Origin of the sequence: Salmonella sp. 741265050_HSA, assembly GCF_046569445.1 — a bacterium.
Lineage (GTDB): Bacteria > Pseudomonadota > Gammaproteobacteria > Enterobacterales > Enterobacteriaceae > Salmonella > Salmonella enterica.
On record NZ_JBKFSV010000015.1, the window covers coordinates 57,027 to 73,778 of the forward strand.

A 16,752-nucleotide genomic window follows, 5' to 3' on the forward strand; every position below is an offset into this window, starting at 1 on the left:
CCGTTGCGGGGGTGGATAATACGGACTTCACACCCCGCTGTCCAGTGCCTTTTTAAATAAAATGCGCGTTTGGTTATGCTTTGCGCATTTTGGCGCTTATTCCCCCACCTTGTGGGCGGTTCCGTGACGATTCAGACCGAAAACTTTGTAGACCAGCGTGACGGCCAGCAGGAAGATGACGCCGACAAACAGCGACATGCGCGTATCTTCATTAAAGTACATGCCGATTAAAACGCAAACCAGAAACGCCATCGTCAAATAGTTCGCCCACGGAAACATAATGGAACGAAAAGGATGATCCGCAATCGCTTCTTTATGCGCCCGACGAAAGCGCAGTTGGCTAATCAGAATGACAAACCACGGCACCATCCCCGGCAGTACGCTGGCGCTATAAACGTAAACAAAGACGCGCTGCGGATTGGGGATGATGTAGTTCAGGCAAGAACCTACCAGCAAAATCAAAATAGAGAGCGCCACGCCCGCGACCGGTACACCGTGGCGAGAGACTTTCGCGACTGCCGCCGGCAGTTGACGGTTTTTCGCCAGCGCGTAAAGCATACGCCCACAGCTATACATTCCGCTGTTACAGCCGGAGAGCGCCGCCGTCAGCACGACAAAGTTGATAATGCCTGCCGCGGCGGTGATGCCGATTTTCGCGAAGGTGAGCACAAAGGGACTGCCGTTGCTGCCAATCTCATTCCACGGGAAAATGGTGACGATCACGAAAATCGCGCCAACATAAAAAATCAGGATACGCCACAGCACTTTACCCACCGCGCTACGCAACGTCACCTGCGGATTCTTCGCTTCACCGGCGGTAATACCGATCAACTCAACCCCCTGATAAGAGGCCACCACGATACATAATGCGGTCAGAAAGCCTTTCCAGCCGCCGGCAAAAAAGCCGCCATGCTCGGTCAGATTACCAAAGCCAATCGCCTGGCCGCCGTTACCAAAGCCGAAGAAAATCACCCCCAGACCGATGATGATCATCACAATAATCGTGGTGACTTTGATCATCGCAAACCAGAATTCGATTTCACCATACAGGCGCACCGCAGCCAGATTCGCCAACGCGACCAGTCCGACGGCAATCAGCGCCGGTATCCACTGCGCCATCTCCGGAAACCAGAACTGGACGTAGACCCCAATGGCGGTAATTTCCGAGATTCCGACCGCCATCCACATAAACCAGTATGACCAGGCGGTAAGATAGCCAAAAAAAGGACTCATATACCGGTGGGCGTACACGGCAAAGGAGCCGGTAACAGGTTCCAGAAAGAGCATCTCCCCCATCGAACGCATAATGAAAAAGACGAACAATCCGGCGATGATATACGCCAGCAGCACTGACGGGCCCGCCCATTTCAGCGTACTGGCGGCGCCCATAAAGAGTCCGACGCCGATGGTGCCCCCAAGGGCAATCAATTCAATATGACGAGCTTCCAGCCCACGCTGTAGCTCCGGTTTTTTCTCTGCCATAAATCCTCATGTCGTGTTTGCAACGGTTCCGGTAGTACCGGTTATTGTTATGGGTACATCGATTGTTGCGAATATTTTCTTAAATTTGGACAAATGGCAAATGGAGCATTAAAAAAATGCACTTATTGTGTAAGAAATCATCGATTATGTTGTAAATGAGCAGCGCCATAAGCACAATCCGCTGCTCAAGTCATCAGAAGGGAGAATTAGAGATCGCCAGTATAGTGCCAGCGAAGGTAGCGCAGCAGACGCATCTGGCGGGTAATACGCTTCGGTTGAGAAAGCAGACGATACAACCACTCCAGCCCCAGGTTCTGCCATATTTTTGGGGCGCGTTTGACGTGACCGGTAAACACATCATAGGTACCGCCCACCCCCATATATAGCGCATGGGGATGCACTTCCCGACAATCGCGCATGAGCAATTCCTGTTTTGGCGATCCCATCGCGACGGTGACAATTTTCGCGCCGCTGGCATGGATACGCGCAAATAGCGCCTGACGCTGCTCCGGCGTAAAGTAACCGTCCTGGCTACCCACAATATTGACGTTCCACTGCGTCCGCAGTTTTGCTTCCGTCTGCGCCAGCACCTCAGGCTTGCCGCCGACAAGAAATACCGGTGTGCCTTCTTTCCCCGCGCGCGCCATTAACGCTTCCCAAAGGTCGGCGCCAGCCACACGAGAAACCTGCGCCTGCGGAAATTTTTTACGTATTGAACGCACCACGCTGATGCCATCGGCATATTTAAATTCCGCCGCCGCTATCAACGCGCGAACTTCCGGATTATCTTCCGCCGTCAGCAGCTTTTCGGCGTTGATCGCCACCAACGTGCCTTGCTTCAGTTGTCCATCGGCAAACAGATAATTCAGCGCATGTGACATGTCGCGCCAGCCAATCAGAGGTAATCCACGCAGCGAGTAAAGGGGCGCAGCGGCATTGTTAGTCATAGTTTTCCTTCCACCTGTGCCTGAGGGAGCGAAGTTGTACGTTTATGAATCAGTCCGGCGCTATCAAATAACCAGAACAGAAGCTTAGCGACCAGCAGGCTGGCGCCAAAAACCACCAGGAAGAAAACCACGCGCGAGACAAACGAATCCAGCCCTTCTCGCGCCAGCACAATCATATTAAAGATGGCGCCAAAGCAGAAACTGTGCAGAATCGCCGCCTTATAGCGATTGGGCTCCCGGTTACCCAGTTCATACAGCCAGTCGAACCATTTGATAATCAGCCCGACGACGATCGCGCCGAGCGGAATAAACAGCGCCCCGCCCATGACCACCAGAGATCCGATAAGCGTTGGCGATATCGCCAGGCCAGAATGGTTGTTCAGGACTTCCCAGGTGAAGTAATTCGCAGAATTCAGCACGATACTGGGTCGTCCCGGCCATAACCAGGTGGGAATAAAGACGTAGAAATCACGTACGATAGGGGCCAGCCCCTGAAAATCGATATTGTGGTAATTTTGCAACAGCAGCGCCAGATTCTCCCACGGCGAAAAGGTATCGCGCGTCAGATAAAGAAACGTATAGAACGCCTCATCGCCGCTCACATTTAATCCGTAGCGTTTGAGCGCCAGCCAGAACATACCGACAATCCCCAGCACGCCCGCCGCCACCAGCATCCACAGGCTGATCCAGCCCCGAATAATGCCGATAAACAGGAAGATAGCAAACGCAATAATGATGTTAGCGCGCGTGCCGCCGACAATCATGTAGGTCAACAGACCAAACGCGACGGTGCTCACCAGAAAGAACAGCCACGCTTTGCTGTCCTGGCGCAGGAAATAGACCACCAGCATCGCCGGAATGAAGAAATAGAAGAACCGTTTTAACGCCACGCCGGAGACTTCGCTGGAAAAGATCTGGCTGTAGGAGTGCAGCCGGAACAGCAAAAAGCCGTTATGCATAAAGAAAATCGCCACGCTCACCAGCGCGATGCCCATCAGGATCACCCAGGTAAGGTGGGTTTCCACCCGGTTCATGGTAAATAGCGGCTTGCGTGGTACATCCACAACGCGTTTGCGTAAACGCGTTTTATAGGTCACGTAATACACGCCGTAGAAACAGGCAGCGGATAATAGAGCCTGCAATAAGATTTCCGGCGGCGCGACGCCAACGTCGAAACGAAATACCAGCACGCTGGTTAGCGGAAAACCAAAAAAGAAGGTCAACAAAAACAGCAACGAAAAGAAAACGTTGAAGTTAAAACGCACGCGGCGAAATTCAAACCAGGTCAGCGTGGCGATAAACAGCGTAGAGAGCAGCCAGACCACCAGCAGCCCGCTGAATTGCATTAAACTCATTCGGCTTCTCCTGCGGCGATTCTCAACGCATTATGCCACGGTTGCAGGTAGTTGGGGCTAAAGAAGGTGATGCCGCTTTTATCTACCGATGCGAGCTGACGCTGCGCCTCGCGCACGACCTGCTCATTAAGATCGTCCGTGGTAAACAGGACGGGCAGATGCTGTTCCGCCATATCCTGCCAGAAAGGATTGTCGCGATTCAACACGCACGGGATATCGGCCTGAATTAGAAGACACAACGTCCCGATCCCCTGTTGGCGGGCGAAAATAAAATAACCGAGGTCGCACTGGCGCAACAGCGCAAGATAGGCATCAAATTCCATTTTTTCGCTAAGAATTTGTAGATTTTCGGCGCTAAATAGCGCCAGGCCGGCCTGGCGAACCTCATCAATATAGGCCTGGTTATTGGCCGGATAGCCCATCGGCACCACCACGTTTACCGTGTCGCCAAACTGCTGATACACCGCCCGTAACGCCGCAATATGTTGGTTACTGCGATCGCCGGAGTTCCCTACCAAAATGGTCAATTTCCCCGCACGTTGGCGCTCTTTTGCCATAGCATTCAGGGAAGGATCCATGCGCGTCGGGAAATAGAGCAACTCGCCGCGTACGCCCGGGTGCTGGCGCGCAAAATAGCTGAGATCGCCGCGCGTCGCGAATACGCCCCCTACTCGCCCCTGCGCGATACGACGAAGCGGGTAGAAAAGGCGGAATTTCAGCCCGTGGGACACTTCGTAGAGATCCGCGCCCCAGATATGCCAGTAAAACTGAGCTGGCTTAATACCGCCGCTTAACAGCGCCAGCCACAGGCTGGTGTTGAACTGACCGTGAAAGAAGAATCTCTGTCGACGATTTGCTTTCGCTTTGGCGATGACCGCCTGCGCCAGCGCTTTCTTACTGCCATAAAAACGAAGCGAGAGCGCCGGGCAGCTTTCCGTGAAACCGTTATCTTCGCCGGCAACCATAAATTCACGCGCGTGCTCGCTTGTGGCGGCCAGCGTATCATTGAAAAACCGCAACACGGTGTGGTTATGGTGAGGGATATCCGATCCCAGGACGTGAATCAGTACAGTCATGCTCGCCTACGCCAGAGTAAAAATACGCCGCAACAAAGTGAAAAATAGACAATATAGGTGGCCATATAAGCCTGTGCCGCACCCAGCGCGCCGTGAGCGGGAATCAGCCAGTGAGCGAATGCCGTTAACAGAATAAACTGGCTAATTTCGGCCAGAATGTAAAATCGCAACGACGCTTTGGCAATCACCAGATAACCGAAAACATAGGCGCCGACTTTCAGCACGTCGCCCACTAACTGCCAGGCGAACAGATCGCGCATCGCGGTGAATTTGGCGGAAAAAAGCAGCCAGATAGCAAAATCGCGCAGTAGCCAGACGGTAAAACTCGCCGCCGCAACCGCCGGCAAAACAAATTTCAGCGCTTTTACCACTTCACGCGTAATGTCCTGTTTTTCCGTCAGGCGTGAGAGCGTGGGTAACAGGTAAACGCTGAAGGAGGCGGTGATAAATTGCAGATAGGCATCAGAAATGCTGCTTACACCCTGCCAGATCCCGACATCGCTCCAGCTATAGTGCGCGGCCAGTTGGTTTCGCATCATCACATAGGCGACCGGCATCGTAACGGAGGTAATCAGCGCCATCAGGGTAAATTTACTGAGCTGCCCTGCCAGACCGTTGTTCCAGGAGGGCTTGAGATAGCGTAGCGGGACGGTGCCGCGCTTAATCAGTATTAAGCCGGCTGGCACTACTACCAGCGCCGGCACCAGCGCCAGGCCAAGCAGAGCGCCTTCATAGCCGCCGACACGATAGCAGAGATACCAGGCGGCGACGCCCAAAAAGCTGCCGACAATTAACGATAAGGCATTACCCGACGCGTCACGAAAGCCCTTCATTAGCGCCAGCAGCAGGTTCGCCCAGGCGATCCCCATTTGTACCAGCGCAACCAGACGCACCAGCCCTTGATAGTCCGTATGACCGAACAGTCCCTGGCTAATCGGCGCCGCCGCCAGCAGGAAGACCAGCGCCAGCAGCGTAGAGAACCCCAATACCATCGCGGAGGAGGTTCCCACCACGGTACGTAACTGCGCCGGATTATCATGATGTTGTGCGACAAGTTTGGTAACGCCGTTAAATATCCCCGCGCCAGCCAATACGCCCAGCACGGTGATCATCTGGCGGAAGTTACCCGCTTGTCCGACGCCCGCCGGACCAAAAGAGACGGCCAGTAGTTTCACCACCAGCAGTCCGGCGCCAATTTTTACCAGCGTACTGACCGCCGTCCACAGGGAGGCTTTAGCAAGCGACATATCAGGAGAAATAATTTAGCAAGGTAGTAATCACCGTTCGTTGATCGACGGGCGCAAGGTTATAAAACAGCGGCAGACGCAGCAAACGTTCGCTCTCTTTTGTGGTGTAGACATCGTCCCCGATAAACTCGCCGAATTTATCGCCCGCCGGACAATCATGCAGCGGAATGTAATGGAATACCGCCATGATTTCCGCCTCTTTCAGGAAATTAATCAGCGCGCTGCGATCGGTGATATCCCGCAGTTTGATGTAAAACATGTGGGCATTATGCCCGCAGTTTTCCGGAATAGAAGGCAGCTCGATACGCCCGGCGCGCGCCAGCGGCGTTAACGCATCGTAGTAAGTCTGCCACAGCGACAGACGCTGTTGATTGATACGATCGGCGGCCTCCAGTTGCGCCCACAGGTAGGCAGCCTGCAGATCGGACATCAAATAACTGGAGCCGATATCCCGCCAGGTGTATTTGTCCACCTGACCACGGAAGAACTGGCTGCGGTTGGTGCCTTTTTCGCGGATGATCTCCGCGCGTTCAATCAGCGTACGATCATTGATCAGCGTCGCGCCGCCTTCGCCGCCAGCGGTGTAATTTTTGGTTTCATGGAAGCTAAAACAGCCGATGTGACCGATCGTTCCTAACGCGCGCCCTTTGTACGTGGACATCACGCCCTGGGCGGCGTCCTCGACAACGAACAGATTATACTTATCCGCCAGCGCCATGATGACGTCCATTTCACAAGCGACGCCAGCGTAGTGTACCGGCACGATAGCGCGGGTTTTATCAGTAATCGCCGCCTCAATCAGCGTTTCGTCAATATTCATCGTATCCGGACGAATATCGACAAACACAATTTTCGCGCCGCGCAGGACAAAAGCGTTAGCGGTGGAGACAAACGTAAAGCTCGGCATGATCACTTCATCGCCGGGCTGAATATCCAACAACAGAGCCGCCATCTCGAGTGATGCGGTACAGGAAGGCGTCAGCAACACCTTCGCGCTGCCGAAATGTTGCTCCAGCCACTGCTGGCAACGACGCGTAAAGCCGCCGTCGCCGCACAGTTTGCCGCTGCTCATTGCAGACTGCATGTATTCGAGTTCGGTTCCCACCACCGGCGGCGCATTAAAAGGAATCATGTTGTCACCTGTATAACCAGTACGCAGTGCTTTCGATGTTGGCACCGCTTTGTATGTAACGTTTAAGCGCGGCGGTGTTGCCCAACTGGGTCGCCACCCGCAATGTTGCTTTGCCGCGACTCTGCGCCCAACAGATCGCCGCCTGCATAAGTTCCGCTCCCGCGCCGCGTCCGGCCAACAGACCGATGCGCGCGTCGGTATCATTCAATTCCCGCAGCGAGACGTAACCACGGATAGCGCCTGTCTCTGTGCGAAGCACCAGGCATTGGTGATCAAACGTGCCGCGTACCGCATTCTCAATCCACTGGGCGTAAAAACGGGCGCTGGCATCGGGCGCATACCACGGCGCGCGAAAACGACTCTGCGTAAACGCCTCTCCGGCCAACTGACGCAAAGCAGGAATGTCTTTAAGATGTGCAATTTCCGCGCCATGCTGGTCGCGATGCCCTTTTACCGGCAACGCAAAATCCACCTCGCCTTCAACCAAAGAGAATCCCAGCGATTGCAACGCCGACAGCCAGGCGATATTTTCAGCCGGCACTTTTACCTGCACGCGTTGCCACGCCTGCAGCGCTTCTGGCGTTAATTCGGGCGCTGAGGCATCGATACGCACAATGCCGCTATTCACGCCAAAGAACGTATTTTCCCAGAGTAACGGTTCAATACTGGCGCGGACGGGCACGGAGCAACTCCAGTAAATATTGGCCATAGCCGGTTTTTTCAAGCTGACTGGCGGCGCGTTTCAAACCATCATCATCCAGCCAGCCGTTGCGCCAGGCAATCTCCTCCAGACAGGCAATTTTGAAGCCCTGGCGCTTTTCCACCGTCTGCACAAAAGTGCTCGCCTCAATCAGACTGTCGTGGGTGCCCGTATCCAGCCAGGCGAAGCCGCGGCCCAGCAGTTCAACGGTCAGCTTACCTTCCTCCAGATACATCTGGTTGATAGAAGTGATCTCCAGCTCGCCACGTCCGGACGGTTTCACGCGCTTCGCATACTCAACGACCTTGCTGTCATAGAAATAGAGGCCGGTGACCGCCCAGTTAGATTTAGGCTGTTTCGGCTTTTCTTCCAGCGAGAGCGCGCGAAAATCATCGTCAAACTCCACGACGCCAAAGCGTTCCGGGTCCATGACCTGATAGCCAAATACTGTAGCGCCTTCGGTACGCGCCGCGACCTGACGGAGTTTGGGGCTAAAGCCCTGACCAAAAAAGATATTGTCGCCCAATACCAGGCATGAGGGTTCACCGTTGAGGAACGCTTCGCCAATGATAAAGGCCTGCGCCAGCCCGTCCGGACTGGGCTGCTCGGCATAATGTAAATCGATACCGAATGCTGCGCCGTCACCCAGCAAACGCTGAAAGTCGGGTTTATCCTCCGGCGTGGTGATGATCAAGATCTCACGAATGCCCGCCAGCATTAGCACCGATAACGGATAGTAAATCATCGGTTTATCGTAGACGGGCAGAAGCTGCTTTGATACGCCGCGCGTAATGGGATGCAACCGGGTACCGGAACCTCCCGCCAGAATGATGCCTTTCATTCGTTTCTCCTCCAGGAGTAAGAACCTGCCGTTTAGCGTTTCAGACCTAAGCGTTCGCCCTGATAACTGCCATCCTGCACGGGTTTCCACCAGGCCTCATTGGCGAGATACCACTGAACGGTTTTTCGCATCCCGCTTTCGAAGGTTTCCTGCGGCGTCCAGCCCAGCTCGCGGGCGATTTTCGACGCGTCGATGGCATAACGTAAGTCATGGCCGGGTCGATCGTCGACGAAGGTAATCAGATCGTGATAATTCGCCACACCCTGCGGTTTTTGCGGGGCCAGTTCCTCCAGCAGAGCGCAGATCGTCCTGACCACATCCAGATTTTTACGTTCGTTATGACCGCCGATATTATACGTTTCGCCCACCGCGCCGTTCGTCACCACGTGATACAACGCACGGGCATGATCTTCCACATACAGCCAGTCGCGAATTTGCTGGCCGTTGCCATAGACCGGCAATGGTTTACCCGCCAGCGCGTTCAGAATCATCAGCGGGATCAGTTTTTCCGGGAAATGGTAGGGCCCGTAGTTATTAGAGCAGTTGGTGACAAGCGTAGGCAGGCCGTAGGTACGTAACCAGGCGCGTACCAGATGGTCGCTGCTGGCTTTGGAGGCGGAATAAGGGCTGCTTGGCGCATATGGCGTGGTTTCGGTGAAGAAATCGTCTGCAGTATGCAGATCGCCATACACTTCATCGGTGGAGATATGGTGGAAGCGGAACGCCGCTTTAGCGTCCGCGTCAAGCGCGGACCAGTAAGCGCGAGCGGCTTCCAGCAAGGTGTAAGTACCAACGATATTCGTTTCAATAAACGCCGCCGGGCCGTCGATGGAACGGTCTACATGGCTTTCCGCCGCCAGGTGCATCAAGCTATTGGGCTGATACTGCTGGAAAACTCGCTCCAGTGATGCCCGATCGCAGATATCCACCTTCTCAAAGGCGAAACGGTCGCTTTGCGCCACCGATGCCAGAGACATCAGGTTGCCCGCATAGGTGAGTTTATCCACCACCACCACCGCGTCTGCCGTTTCATGGATGATATGCCGCACCACCGCAGATCCGATAAAGCCTGCGCCGCCGGTCACCAGAATCCGTTTCATCAGCGCCAGACTCCTTTGGTATCAACCACATAACGTTGATGAACCGCATCGCCGGGAATCGCTTTAAATTCGTCGTGATCGACCAGCATCACCAGCACATCGGCGGCGGCCAGCGCCGCGTCCAGTTTCGCCAGCGTGCAAAGTCCGTCCAATTTTTTCGGCAACTGATGGATATTCGGTTCGACGACCAGGGTTTCGCCGCTGTGCCAGCGGGCGATACTTTGCGCGATCCCCATCGCCGGGCTTTCGCGCAGATCGTCGATATTCGGCTTAAAGGCCAGCCCAAAACAGGCGATTTTCACTTCGCTGGCGCGTTTATCGGTGGCCGCCAGGCAATCTGCGACCGCGGCTTTTACCTGATCGACTACCCAGTGCGGTTTGCCGTCGTTCACTTCACGCGCGGTGCGAATCAGTCTCGCCTGCTGCGGATTTTGCGCCACAATAAACCACGGATCGACCGCAATGCAGTGCCCGCCAACGCCTGGGCCCGGCTGCAAAATATTGACGCGCGGATGGCGGTTCGCCAGGCGGATCAATTCCCAGACGTTAATCCCCTGTTCGGCGCAAATCAGCGACAATTCATTCGCAAAGGCGATATTCACATCACGGAAGCTATTTTCCGTCAGCTTGCACATCTCTGCGGTGCGCGAGTTGGTGACAACGCATTCGCCCTCAAGGAAAATTTTGTACAGCGCGCTGGCGCGAGCCGAACATACTGGCGTCATACCGCCAATCACGCGGTCATTTTTAATGAGTTCCACCATCACCTGACCCGGCAGCACACGCTCCGGACAATAGGCGATATTCACGTCGGCCTGCTCGCCCGCCTGCTGGGGAAAGGTCAGATCCGGGCGCATCCCGGCCAGCCAGCCGGCCATTTGCTCCGTTGCGCCGACCGGCGATGTTGATTCCAGAATCACCAGTGCCCCTTTTTTTAATACCGGCGCAATGGATTTCGCCGCGGCTTCCACATAGGCCATGTCAGGGTCGTGATCGCCTTTGAATGGCGTCGGCACGGCAATCAGGTACGCATCGGCCTCGACAGGTGTCGTCGTCGCACGCAGAAAGCCGCCTTCCACCGCCATCTTCACCACATTGCCCAACGCCGGCTCCACGATGTGAATTTCACCGCGATTTATGGTGTCTACCGCATGTTGGTTGATATCCACGCCGATAACCTGCTTCTGGCGGGAAGCAAAAGCGGCCGCAGTCGGTAATCCGATATACCCCAGCCCAATAACAGAAATGGTCGTAAAACTCATAACGATACCCGATAACTTTTTAACGCCTGTAAAATGCGCGCGCATGATTGCCCGTCACCATAAGGATTATGGGCGCGGCTCATAGTTTGATATTCATTTTCGTCGTGCAGCAGACGCATAACTTCCGCCACAATGCGCCGGGAGTCCGTGCCGATCAGTCTTACCGTACCAGCGGTAATGGCTTCCGGACGCTCTGTGGTTTCACGCATGACCAATACCGGCTTACCTAATGACGGCGCTTCTTCCTGAATACCGCCGGAATCGGTCAGAATGAGCCAGGCGTGATTCATCAGCCAGACAAAAGGTAAGTAGTCCTGCGGCTCAATCAGCACCACGTTTTCAACATGGCCGAGGATACGGTTGACAGGTTCGCTAACGTTGGGATTGAGGTGCACCGGATAGACAATTTGCACATTCTGGTTCGCGGCGGCGATTTCCGCCAGCGCCTGGCAGATATGCTCAAAGCCCTGACCAAAGCTTTCACGCCGATGACCGGTCACCAAAATCATCTTCTTATTCACATTGAGGAAAGGATACTGCTCGGCCAGTTCAGCCTGTAATGTATCGCTCGCCAGAACGCGATCGCGTACCCAGATCAGCGCGTCAATAACGGTATTGCCAGTGACAAAAATGCGCTCATCCGGAATGTTCTCCCGCAACAGATTCTGCCGCGAGTTTTCCGTCGGCGCAAAGTGGTACATCGCCAGATGTCCGGTCAGCGTGCGGTTTGCCTCTTCCGGCCAGGGGGAATAGAGATCGCCGGTTCGCAACCCGGCTTCTACGTGCCCTACCGGAATTCGTTGATAGAAAGCCGCCAGGCTGGTAGCAATCGTAGTGGTGGTATCGCCATGAACCAGCACCACATCAGGTTTAAAATCTGCCAGGATCGGCTTTAATCCCTCCAGAATTCGGCAGGTAATTTCCGTCAACCCCTGTCCCGGCTGCATAATGTTGAGATCGTAATCAGGCACAATAGAAAAAAGAGTTAATACCTGATCAAGCATCTCCCGATGCTGCGCAGTAACGCATACTTTAGCCTCGAAATGAGGATCTTTTCCCAGCGCATGGACCAGAGGCGCCATCTTAATGGCCTCCGGTCGTGTACCAAATACAGTCAGTACTTTCACATCGATTCTCTTCGAATAGACAGTAGGGGCCCAGCCCCCTACTGCAGAGGTGTTGCTAAATCGTGCGGCGACGGGTTAAGGCAACGCCCGCACCGATTAGCGCCCCAACGATACCCCACATAATCATCAGGAAGGCTCGGCGTGGGCTATCACGTTTTACCGGTTCTTCCGGCGTACGCAAATAACGATAGGTCTGAAAACGAGGGTCCAGGGTCGGCCCCACATTAAGCGTATTCAACATTGCCCGATTTTGAAAGTAGTCCAAATCGAACGCAGGGCCAACCGCTTGCAGATTTTCAAGACGCGCCTGCAACATAGGGCGACCGAGTAAAAAAAGCTCTGAGTCCGGTAATTCATCCGCCGGGACATCCGTCGCGCTACGAGAAATATTATGTTGTTCCGCAATTTTGAGCGCCTGCTCAATACTGTTTACACGACGTGAATAGATCGCTTTCGCAACCTCTTCCTGCCGTTTGACCTGCGCTTTCATCTGCACGGTACGCGCAGCCCAGGCGCCTTTTAATTCATCATTCAGATGGCTCGCCGCCCGCTGGCTGGCGAATGCGACATACTGACGCAGCAGATTATTGGCATCCGGCGCAGTTTCAGCAATCAGCTTCACGTTGTCGTTGATGGCGCGTGTAAAATCGCCGGGCGTAAACTGTATGTTATTGATCAGTTCATCAAGCATCGCCGCATCAGCTTTGCTATTCCCGACCATTCGCTGCTTGTAATAGTCCGTCTGTAACCAGAAATCGCGACGCGTATCCCAGGAGGCAAGTTGCATGATGAACTCTTTATACGCTTCATCCATCACCGAGGGCTTATCGGAAGAAGAGGGATCGGTCTTAATATCCAGGTTGCGCAGAAACTGCTGCTGGGAGTAATAACCGCCCAACATATTTACGGTTGGGCGATCGGTGATCGCCGTCGCACTCCACTCCTGACGAGCAAAAAAGGTATAGGCTAACGCGATAAGGGCAAATAGCAGGCCAATGCCGATAATCCAGAATTTGCCAGCCCATAAAGTACGAAACAACCCGCGAATATCCAGTTCATTTTCAGCGCTCACCGCGCGTGCCCCCGGTAATGGTTGTGTCATCGTATCCTCATTTACTTGGTTAAGTTTGGCCGGTTCTCACGTTGCCTGCGCAGGCGACGCTTCACACGCTTAATAAATCTCGCCACCTTCCAGGCCCGCTTAATGCAGTAGCCATAGAGGAAGAATGCTAGCAAAAAGAGCACCAACATAACCCATTCAGGAACAAAATGAGAGTATTCTGCCGTTACGCCTACTCCCGCCAGAATCGCCGCTGCGAGCGTAATAAGAACAAATGCCTGGCGGGAAGTAAACCCTGCTCGCATAACCAAATGATGAATATGTTGGCGATCAGGGGAAAAGGGGCTCATCCCTTTACGCAGACGGCGATACATAATCGCCACCATATCCATCAATGGAATAGCGATAATCCATAGCGCGGTAACCGGGCTGATAGAGTGAGTTTTCCCCTGCGTCGTTTCCAGTAAAAGCCAGATGACGGTAAAGCCAATCAGTGTACTACCGGCATCGCCCATAAAGACTTTATAACGCCGCCCCAAAATACCGAGATTAAGCATAATGTAAGGCAGAATCGCGGCGATCATGGCAAAGCACCACATTGCCAGACTAGTCTGACCATCAAACCATAAAATCAGCCCCATCGCCGCAAATGAGACGCTGGATAACCCACCCAGCAGGCCGTCAATACCGTCAACCATATTGAAAGCGTTGATCGCCGCCCATACCGCAAACAGCGTAAGGAAATAGCCAAAGGGGCCAAGCACTAACTCCCAAGGCCCAAAGATGTAACCAAGGCTACCTAAGTGAAGTTTTGCGATAACCATCATTACAACCGCAATAACAGCCTGAACCACAGCACGGATTTTTACACTGATATCAAAACGGTCATCCATCGCACCAACAAAAACCAATACACCAGCGCAAATAAGATATAGCGATAAGTGCGGTATGTAGTAATCCGAGAGGCCAAACATAAAGCAGATTCCTGCAAACACAGAAATCCCGCCGACTAATGGGATAACACCCTGATGTCGTTTACGAAAGTTTGGTTTATCCACTAAACCAATTTTTATGGCTACTTTTCGCGCAAGAAAAATAAAAATGGTCGTGAATAAAAAAATACTGATTAGCTCAGATAAAGCGGTGAGTAACTTCACAGTGTATGTGCTCTCAGCATATATCATTTCCTTAAAGTATAATGCGTTACGCCAGCTCCTAGAAGAGACCTGTTAGAACATTACACTTTTTACCGCAAACAATGTGTATTGTGCATGGTGTTACTCTGTAGCGCATATCCCGATGACCAGTTTATATGACATGACGCTAGGATGAATCGCAAAACAAAAACGCCACGTAAAAACGTGGCGTTTTCAGGTAAAGACCAGGTTATGAGCGCTTCATCATCTCGAAAAAGTCGTCATTAGTTTTGGTCATCGCCAGTTTGTTAATGAGGAATTCCATCGCGTCAATTTCACCCATCGGATGGATGATTTTACGCAGTATCCACATTTTCTGCAGCTCTTCCTGAGTGGTGAGCAGCTCTTCTTTACGGGTACCGGAACGGTTGTAGTCGATAGCCGGGAAGACACGTTTTTCAGCGATCTTACGCGAAAGATGCAGCTCCATGTTACCGGTGCCTTTAAACTCTTCGTAGATAACTTCGTCCATCTTGGAACCGGTATCGATCAGCGCCGTCGCGATGATGGTCAGACTGCCGCCCTCTTCCACGTTACGCGCCGCGCCGAAGAAACGCTTCGGACGATGCAGGGCGTTAGCGTCCACACCACCGGTCAATACTTTACCGGAAGCCGGCACCACGGTGTTGTAGGCACGCGCCAGACGGGTGATGGAGTCGAGCAGGATGATAACGTCTTTCTTGTGTTCAACCAGACGTTTCGCCTTCTCGATAACCATTTCGGCAACCTGAACGTGGCGGGATGCCGGTTCGTCAAAGGTAGACGCAACCACTTCGCCTTTCACCAGACGCTGCATCTCGGTTACTTCTTCCGGACGTTCGTCAATCAGCAGCACCATCAGCACGCAGTCTGGGTGGTTATACGCGATGCTCTGCGCGATGTTCTGCAGCAGCATGGTTTTACCCGCCTTCGGCGGCGCGACAATCAGACCGCGCTGGCCGCGACCGATCGGCGAAGCCAGATCCAGAACGCGTGCCGTTAAGTCTTCGGTAGAACCGTTACCACGCTCCATACGCAGACGAGAGTTTGCGTGCAGCGGGGTTAAGTTCTCAAAGAGGATTTTGTTACGGGCGTTTTCCGGTTTGTCGTAGTTAACTTCGTTAACTTTCAACAGCGCAAAATAGCGTTCACCTTCTTTCGGCGGGCGAATCTTACCAGAAATGGTATCACCAGTGCGGAGGTTGAAACGGCGGATTTGGCTGGGGGAAACGTAGATATCATCAGGACCGGCGAGGTAGGAGCTGTCTGCAGAACGGAGGAAACCAAATCCATCCTGCAATATCTCCAGCACACCGTCGCCAAAGATATCTTCGCCACTCTTTGCGTGCTGCTTCAGGATGGCAAAAATAATGTCCTGCTTGCGCATACGGGCCAGGTTTTCCAGCCCCATACTTTCGCCGAGAGTGATCAGCTCAGAAACCGGCGTATTCTTTAATTCGGTAAGATTCATAATGGTGTGAGTTCTTAAACTTGGGGTAAATCTCGAACTTAATGTTGTGAATGGTATGGCAGGGTCATCCATGCCTGTTTACGGCTATCAACTCATGTCTGTTCGCTGTCTGGTCACAGGAAAGTACGCAGAACTGAAACGACAAGACGGAATGAGCGAAGAGCCAGGAATCTTTCCACTTCTCGTGCGAGAAAAAACGGGAAGTGACGGATAAAACCAGATTCAAACTTAATAAGGTATGTTTAATTCGAAGTCAATACTAACTTAGCACGACTCAGACCGGGCGTCCAGAGATCCTGACAATTTAAGAATAACGTAAGGACAACAGACGCCACGAAACTGCCTGATACCTTAATCATTCGTCGAATGACAGACGCCTGACCATACAGCGCCTTTGTCATTCGACGTATAAAAGGTATTACGCCAGATTGGCGTCGAGAAACTCTTTCAACTGACCTTTAGACAGTGCGCCTACTTTGGTTGCCGCCACTTCGCCGTTTTTAAACAGCAGCAGAGTCGGAATACCGCGGATGCCATATTTAGGCGCAGTACCTGGGTTCTGGTCAATGTTCAGTTTGGCAACGGTCAATTTGCCCTGATATTCGTCAGCGATTTCATCCAGAATCGGAGCGATCATTTTACACGGCCCGCACCACTCTGCCCAGAAATCAACGAGGATAGCCCCGTCCGCTTTGAGTACATCCGTGTCAAAACTGTCGTCAGTCAGGTGAATAATTTTATCGCTCATATATAACTCCACAGGAATAAGCCTGGCGT

The 16,752-nt window shown here is 53.1% G+C and carries 16 protein-coding genes; all 16 read right to left on the bottom strand.

Features of this window, described 5'->3' with window-relative positions:
* Positions 1–96: 96 nt before the first annotated feature.
* Complete coding sequence (gene thrP, locus ACLD4F_RS18905) at positions 97–1,482, bottom strand: bifunctional threonine/serine APC transporter ThrP (RefSeq protein WP_000818378.1); 1,386 nt, start codon at positions 1,480–1,482, stop codon at positions 97–99.
* 206 nt (positions 1,483–1,688) lie between these two features.
* Positions 1,689–2,429, bottom strand: a complete 741-nt coding sequence (gene wecG, locus ACLD4F_RS18910; protein WP_000183617.1) for a lipopolysaccharide N-acetylmannosaminouronosyltransferase — start codon at positions 2,427–2,429, stop codon at positions 1,689–1,691.
* On the bottom strand, positions 2,426–3,784 hold the full coding sequence (wzyE, locus tag ACLD4F_RS18915; RefSeq protein WP_000055611.1) for an ECA oligosaccharide polymerase: 1,359 nt from the start codon (positions 3,782–3,784) through the stop codon (positions 2,426–2,428). Before wzyE ends, wecG begins: the two co-directional genes overlap by 4 nt.
* On the bottom strand, positions 3,781–4,860 hold the full coding sequence (locus ACLD4F_RS18920; RefSeq protein ID WP_023205635.1) for a TDP-N-acetylfucosamine:lipid II N-acetylfucosaminyltransferase: 1,080 nt from the start codon (positions 4,858–4,860) through the stop codon (positions 3,781–3,783). Before ACLD4F_RS18920 ends, wzyE begins: the two co-directional genes overlap by 4 nt.
* A complete protein-coding gene (wzxE, locus tag ACLD4F_RS18925; RefSeq protein ID WP_411010982.1) occupies positions 4,857–6,107 on the bottom strand; it encodes a lipid III flippase WzxE in 1,251 nt (416 codons plus the stop codon). The genes ACLD4F_RS18920 and wzxE overlap by 4 nt, the downstream gene beginning before the upstream one ends.
* Before the next feature lies 1 nt (position 6,108).
* Positions 6,109–7,239: a dTDP-4-amino-4,6-dideoxygalactose transaminase gene (rffA, locus tag ACLD4F_RS18930; protein ID WP_023219572.1), complete on the bottom strand. Its 1,131-nt coding sequence runs from the start codon at positions 7,237–7,239 to the stop codon at positions 6,109–6,111.
* A 4-nt stretch (positions 7,240–7,243) separates the two neighbouring features.
* Entirely contained in the window at positions 7,244–7,921 is a 678-nt protein-coding gene (gene rffC / locus ACLD4F_RS18935; protein WP_001145154.1) for a dTDP-4-amino-4,6-dideoxy-D-galactose acyltransferase, read from the bottom strand.
* A complete protein-coding gene (rfbA, locus tag ACLD4F_RS18940) occupies positions 7,899–8,780 on the bottom strand; it encodes a glucose-1-phosphate thymidylyltransferase RfbA (protein ID WP_411010983.1) in 882 nt (293 codons plus the stop codon). The genes rffC and rfbA overlap by 23 nt, the downstream gene beginning before the upstream one ends.
* A gap of 32 nt (positions 8,781–8,812) precedes the next feature.
* A complete protein-coding gene (rffG, locus tag ACLD4F_RS18945) occupies positions 8,813–9,880 on the bottom strand; it encodes a dTDP-glucose 4,6-dehydratase (RefSeq protein WP_076935971.1) in 1,068 nt (355 codons plus the stop codon).
* Positions 9,880–11,142 (bottom strand): UDP-N-acetyl-D-mannosamine dehydrogenase, encoded by a 1,263-nt coding sequence (gene wecC, locus ACLD4F_RS18950; RefSeq protein ID WP_000011233.1) that lies wholly within the window; start codon positions 11,140–11,142, stop codon positions 9,880–9,882. The genes rffG and wecC overlap by 1 nt, the downstream gene beginning before the upstream one ends.
* Positions 11,139–12,269: a non-hydrolyzing UDP-N-acetylglucosamine 2-epimerase gene (gene wecB, locus ACLD4F_RS18955; RefSeq protein ID WP_079944687.1), complete on the bottom strand. Its 1,131-nt coding sequence runs from the start codon at positions 12,267–12,269 to the stop codon at positions 11,139–11,141. The genes wecC and wecB overlap by 4 nt, the downstream gene beginning before the upstream one ends.
* Positions 12,270–12,324: 55 nt before the next feature.
* Entirely contained in the window at positions 12,325–13,371 is a 1,047-nt protein-coding gene (gene wzzE / locus ACLD4F_RS18960) for an ECA polysaccharide chain length modulation protein (RefSeq protein WP_000193417.1), read from the bottom strand.
* A gap of 11 nt (positions 13,372–13,382) precedes the next feature.
* On the bottom strand, positions 13,383–14,486 hold the full coding sequence (wecA, locus tag ACLD4F_RS18965; RefSeq protein WP_000771937.1) for a UDP-N-acetylglucosamine--undecaprenyl-phosphate N-acetylglucosaminephosphotransferase: 1,104 nt from the start codon (positions 14,484–14,486) through the stop codon (positions 13,383–13,385).
* Between the two features lie 229 nt (positions 14,487–14,715).
* Positions 14,716–15,975 carry a transcription termination factor Rho gene (gene rho, locus ACLD4F_RS18970; RefSeq protein WP_001054532.1) on the bottom strand — a complete coding sequence of 420 codons (1,260 nt, stop codon included), beginning with the start codon at positions 15,973–15,975 and terminating at the stop codon, positions 14,716–14,718.
* A gap of 87 nt (positions 15,976–16,062) precedes the next feature.
* Positions 16,063–16,146 carry a rho operon leader peptide gene (locus tag ACLD4F_RS18975; RefSeq protein ID WP_134820045.1) on the bottom strand — a complete coding sequence of 28 codons (84 nt, stop codon included), beginning with the start codon at positions 16,144–16,146 and terminating at the stop codon, positions 16,063–16,065.
* A gap of 247 nt (positions 16,147–16,393) precedes the next feature.
* A complete protein-coding gene (gene trxA / locus ACLD4F_RS18980) occupies positions 16,394–16,723 on the bottom strand; it encodes a thioredoxin TrxA (RefSeq protein WP_001280776.1) in 330 nt (109 codons plus the stop codon).
* Positions 16,724–16,752 lie beyond the last annotated feature (29 nt).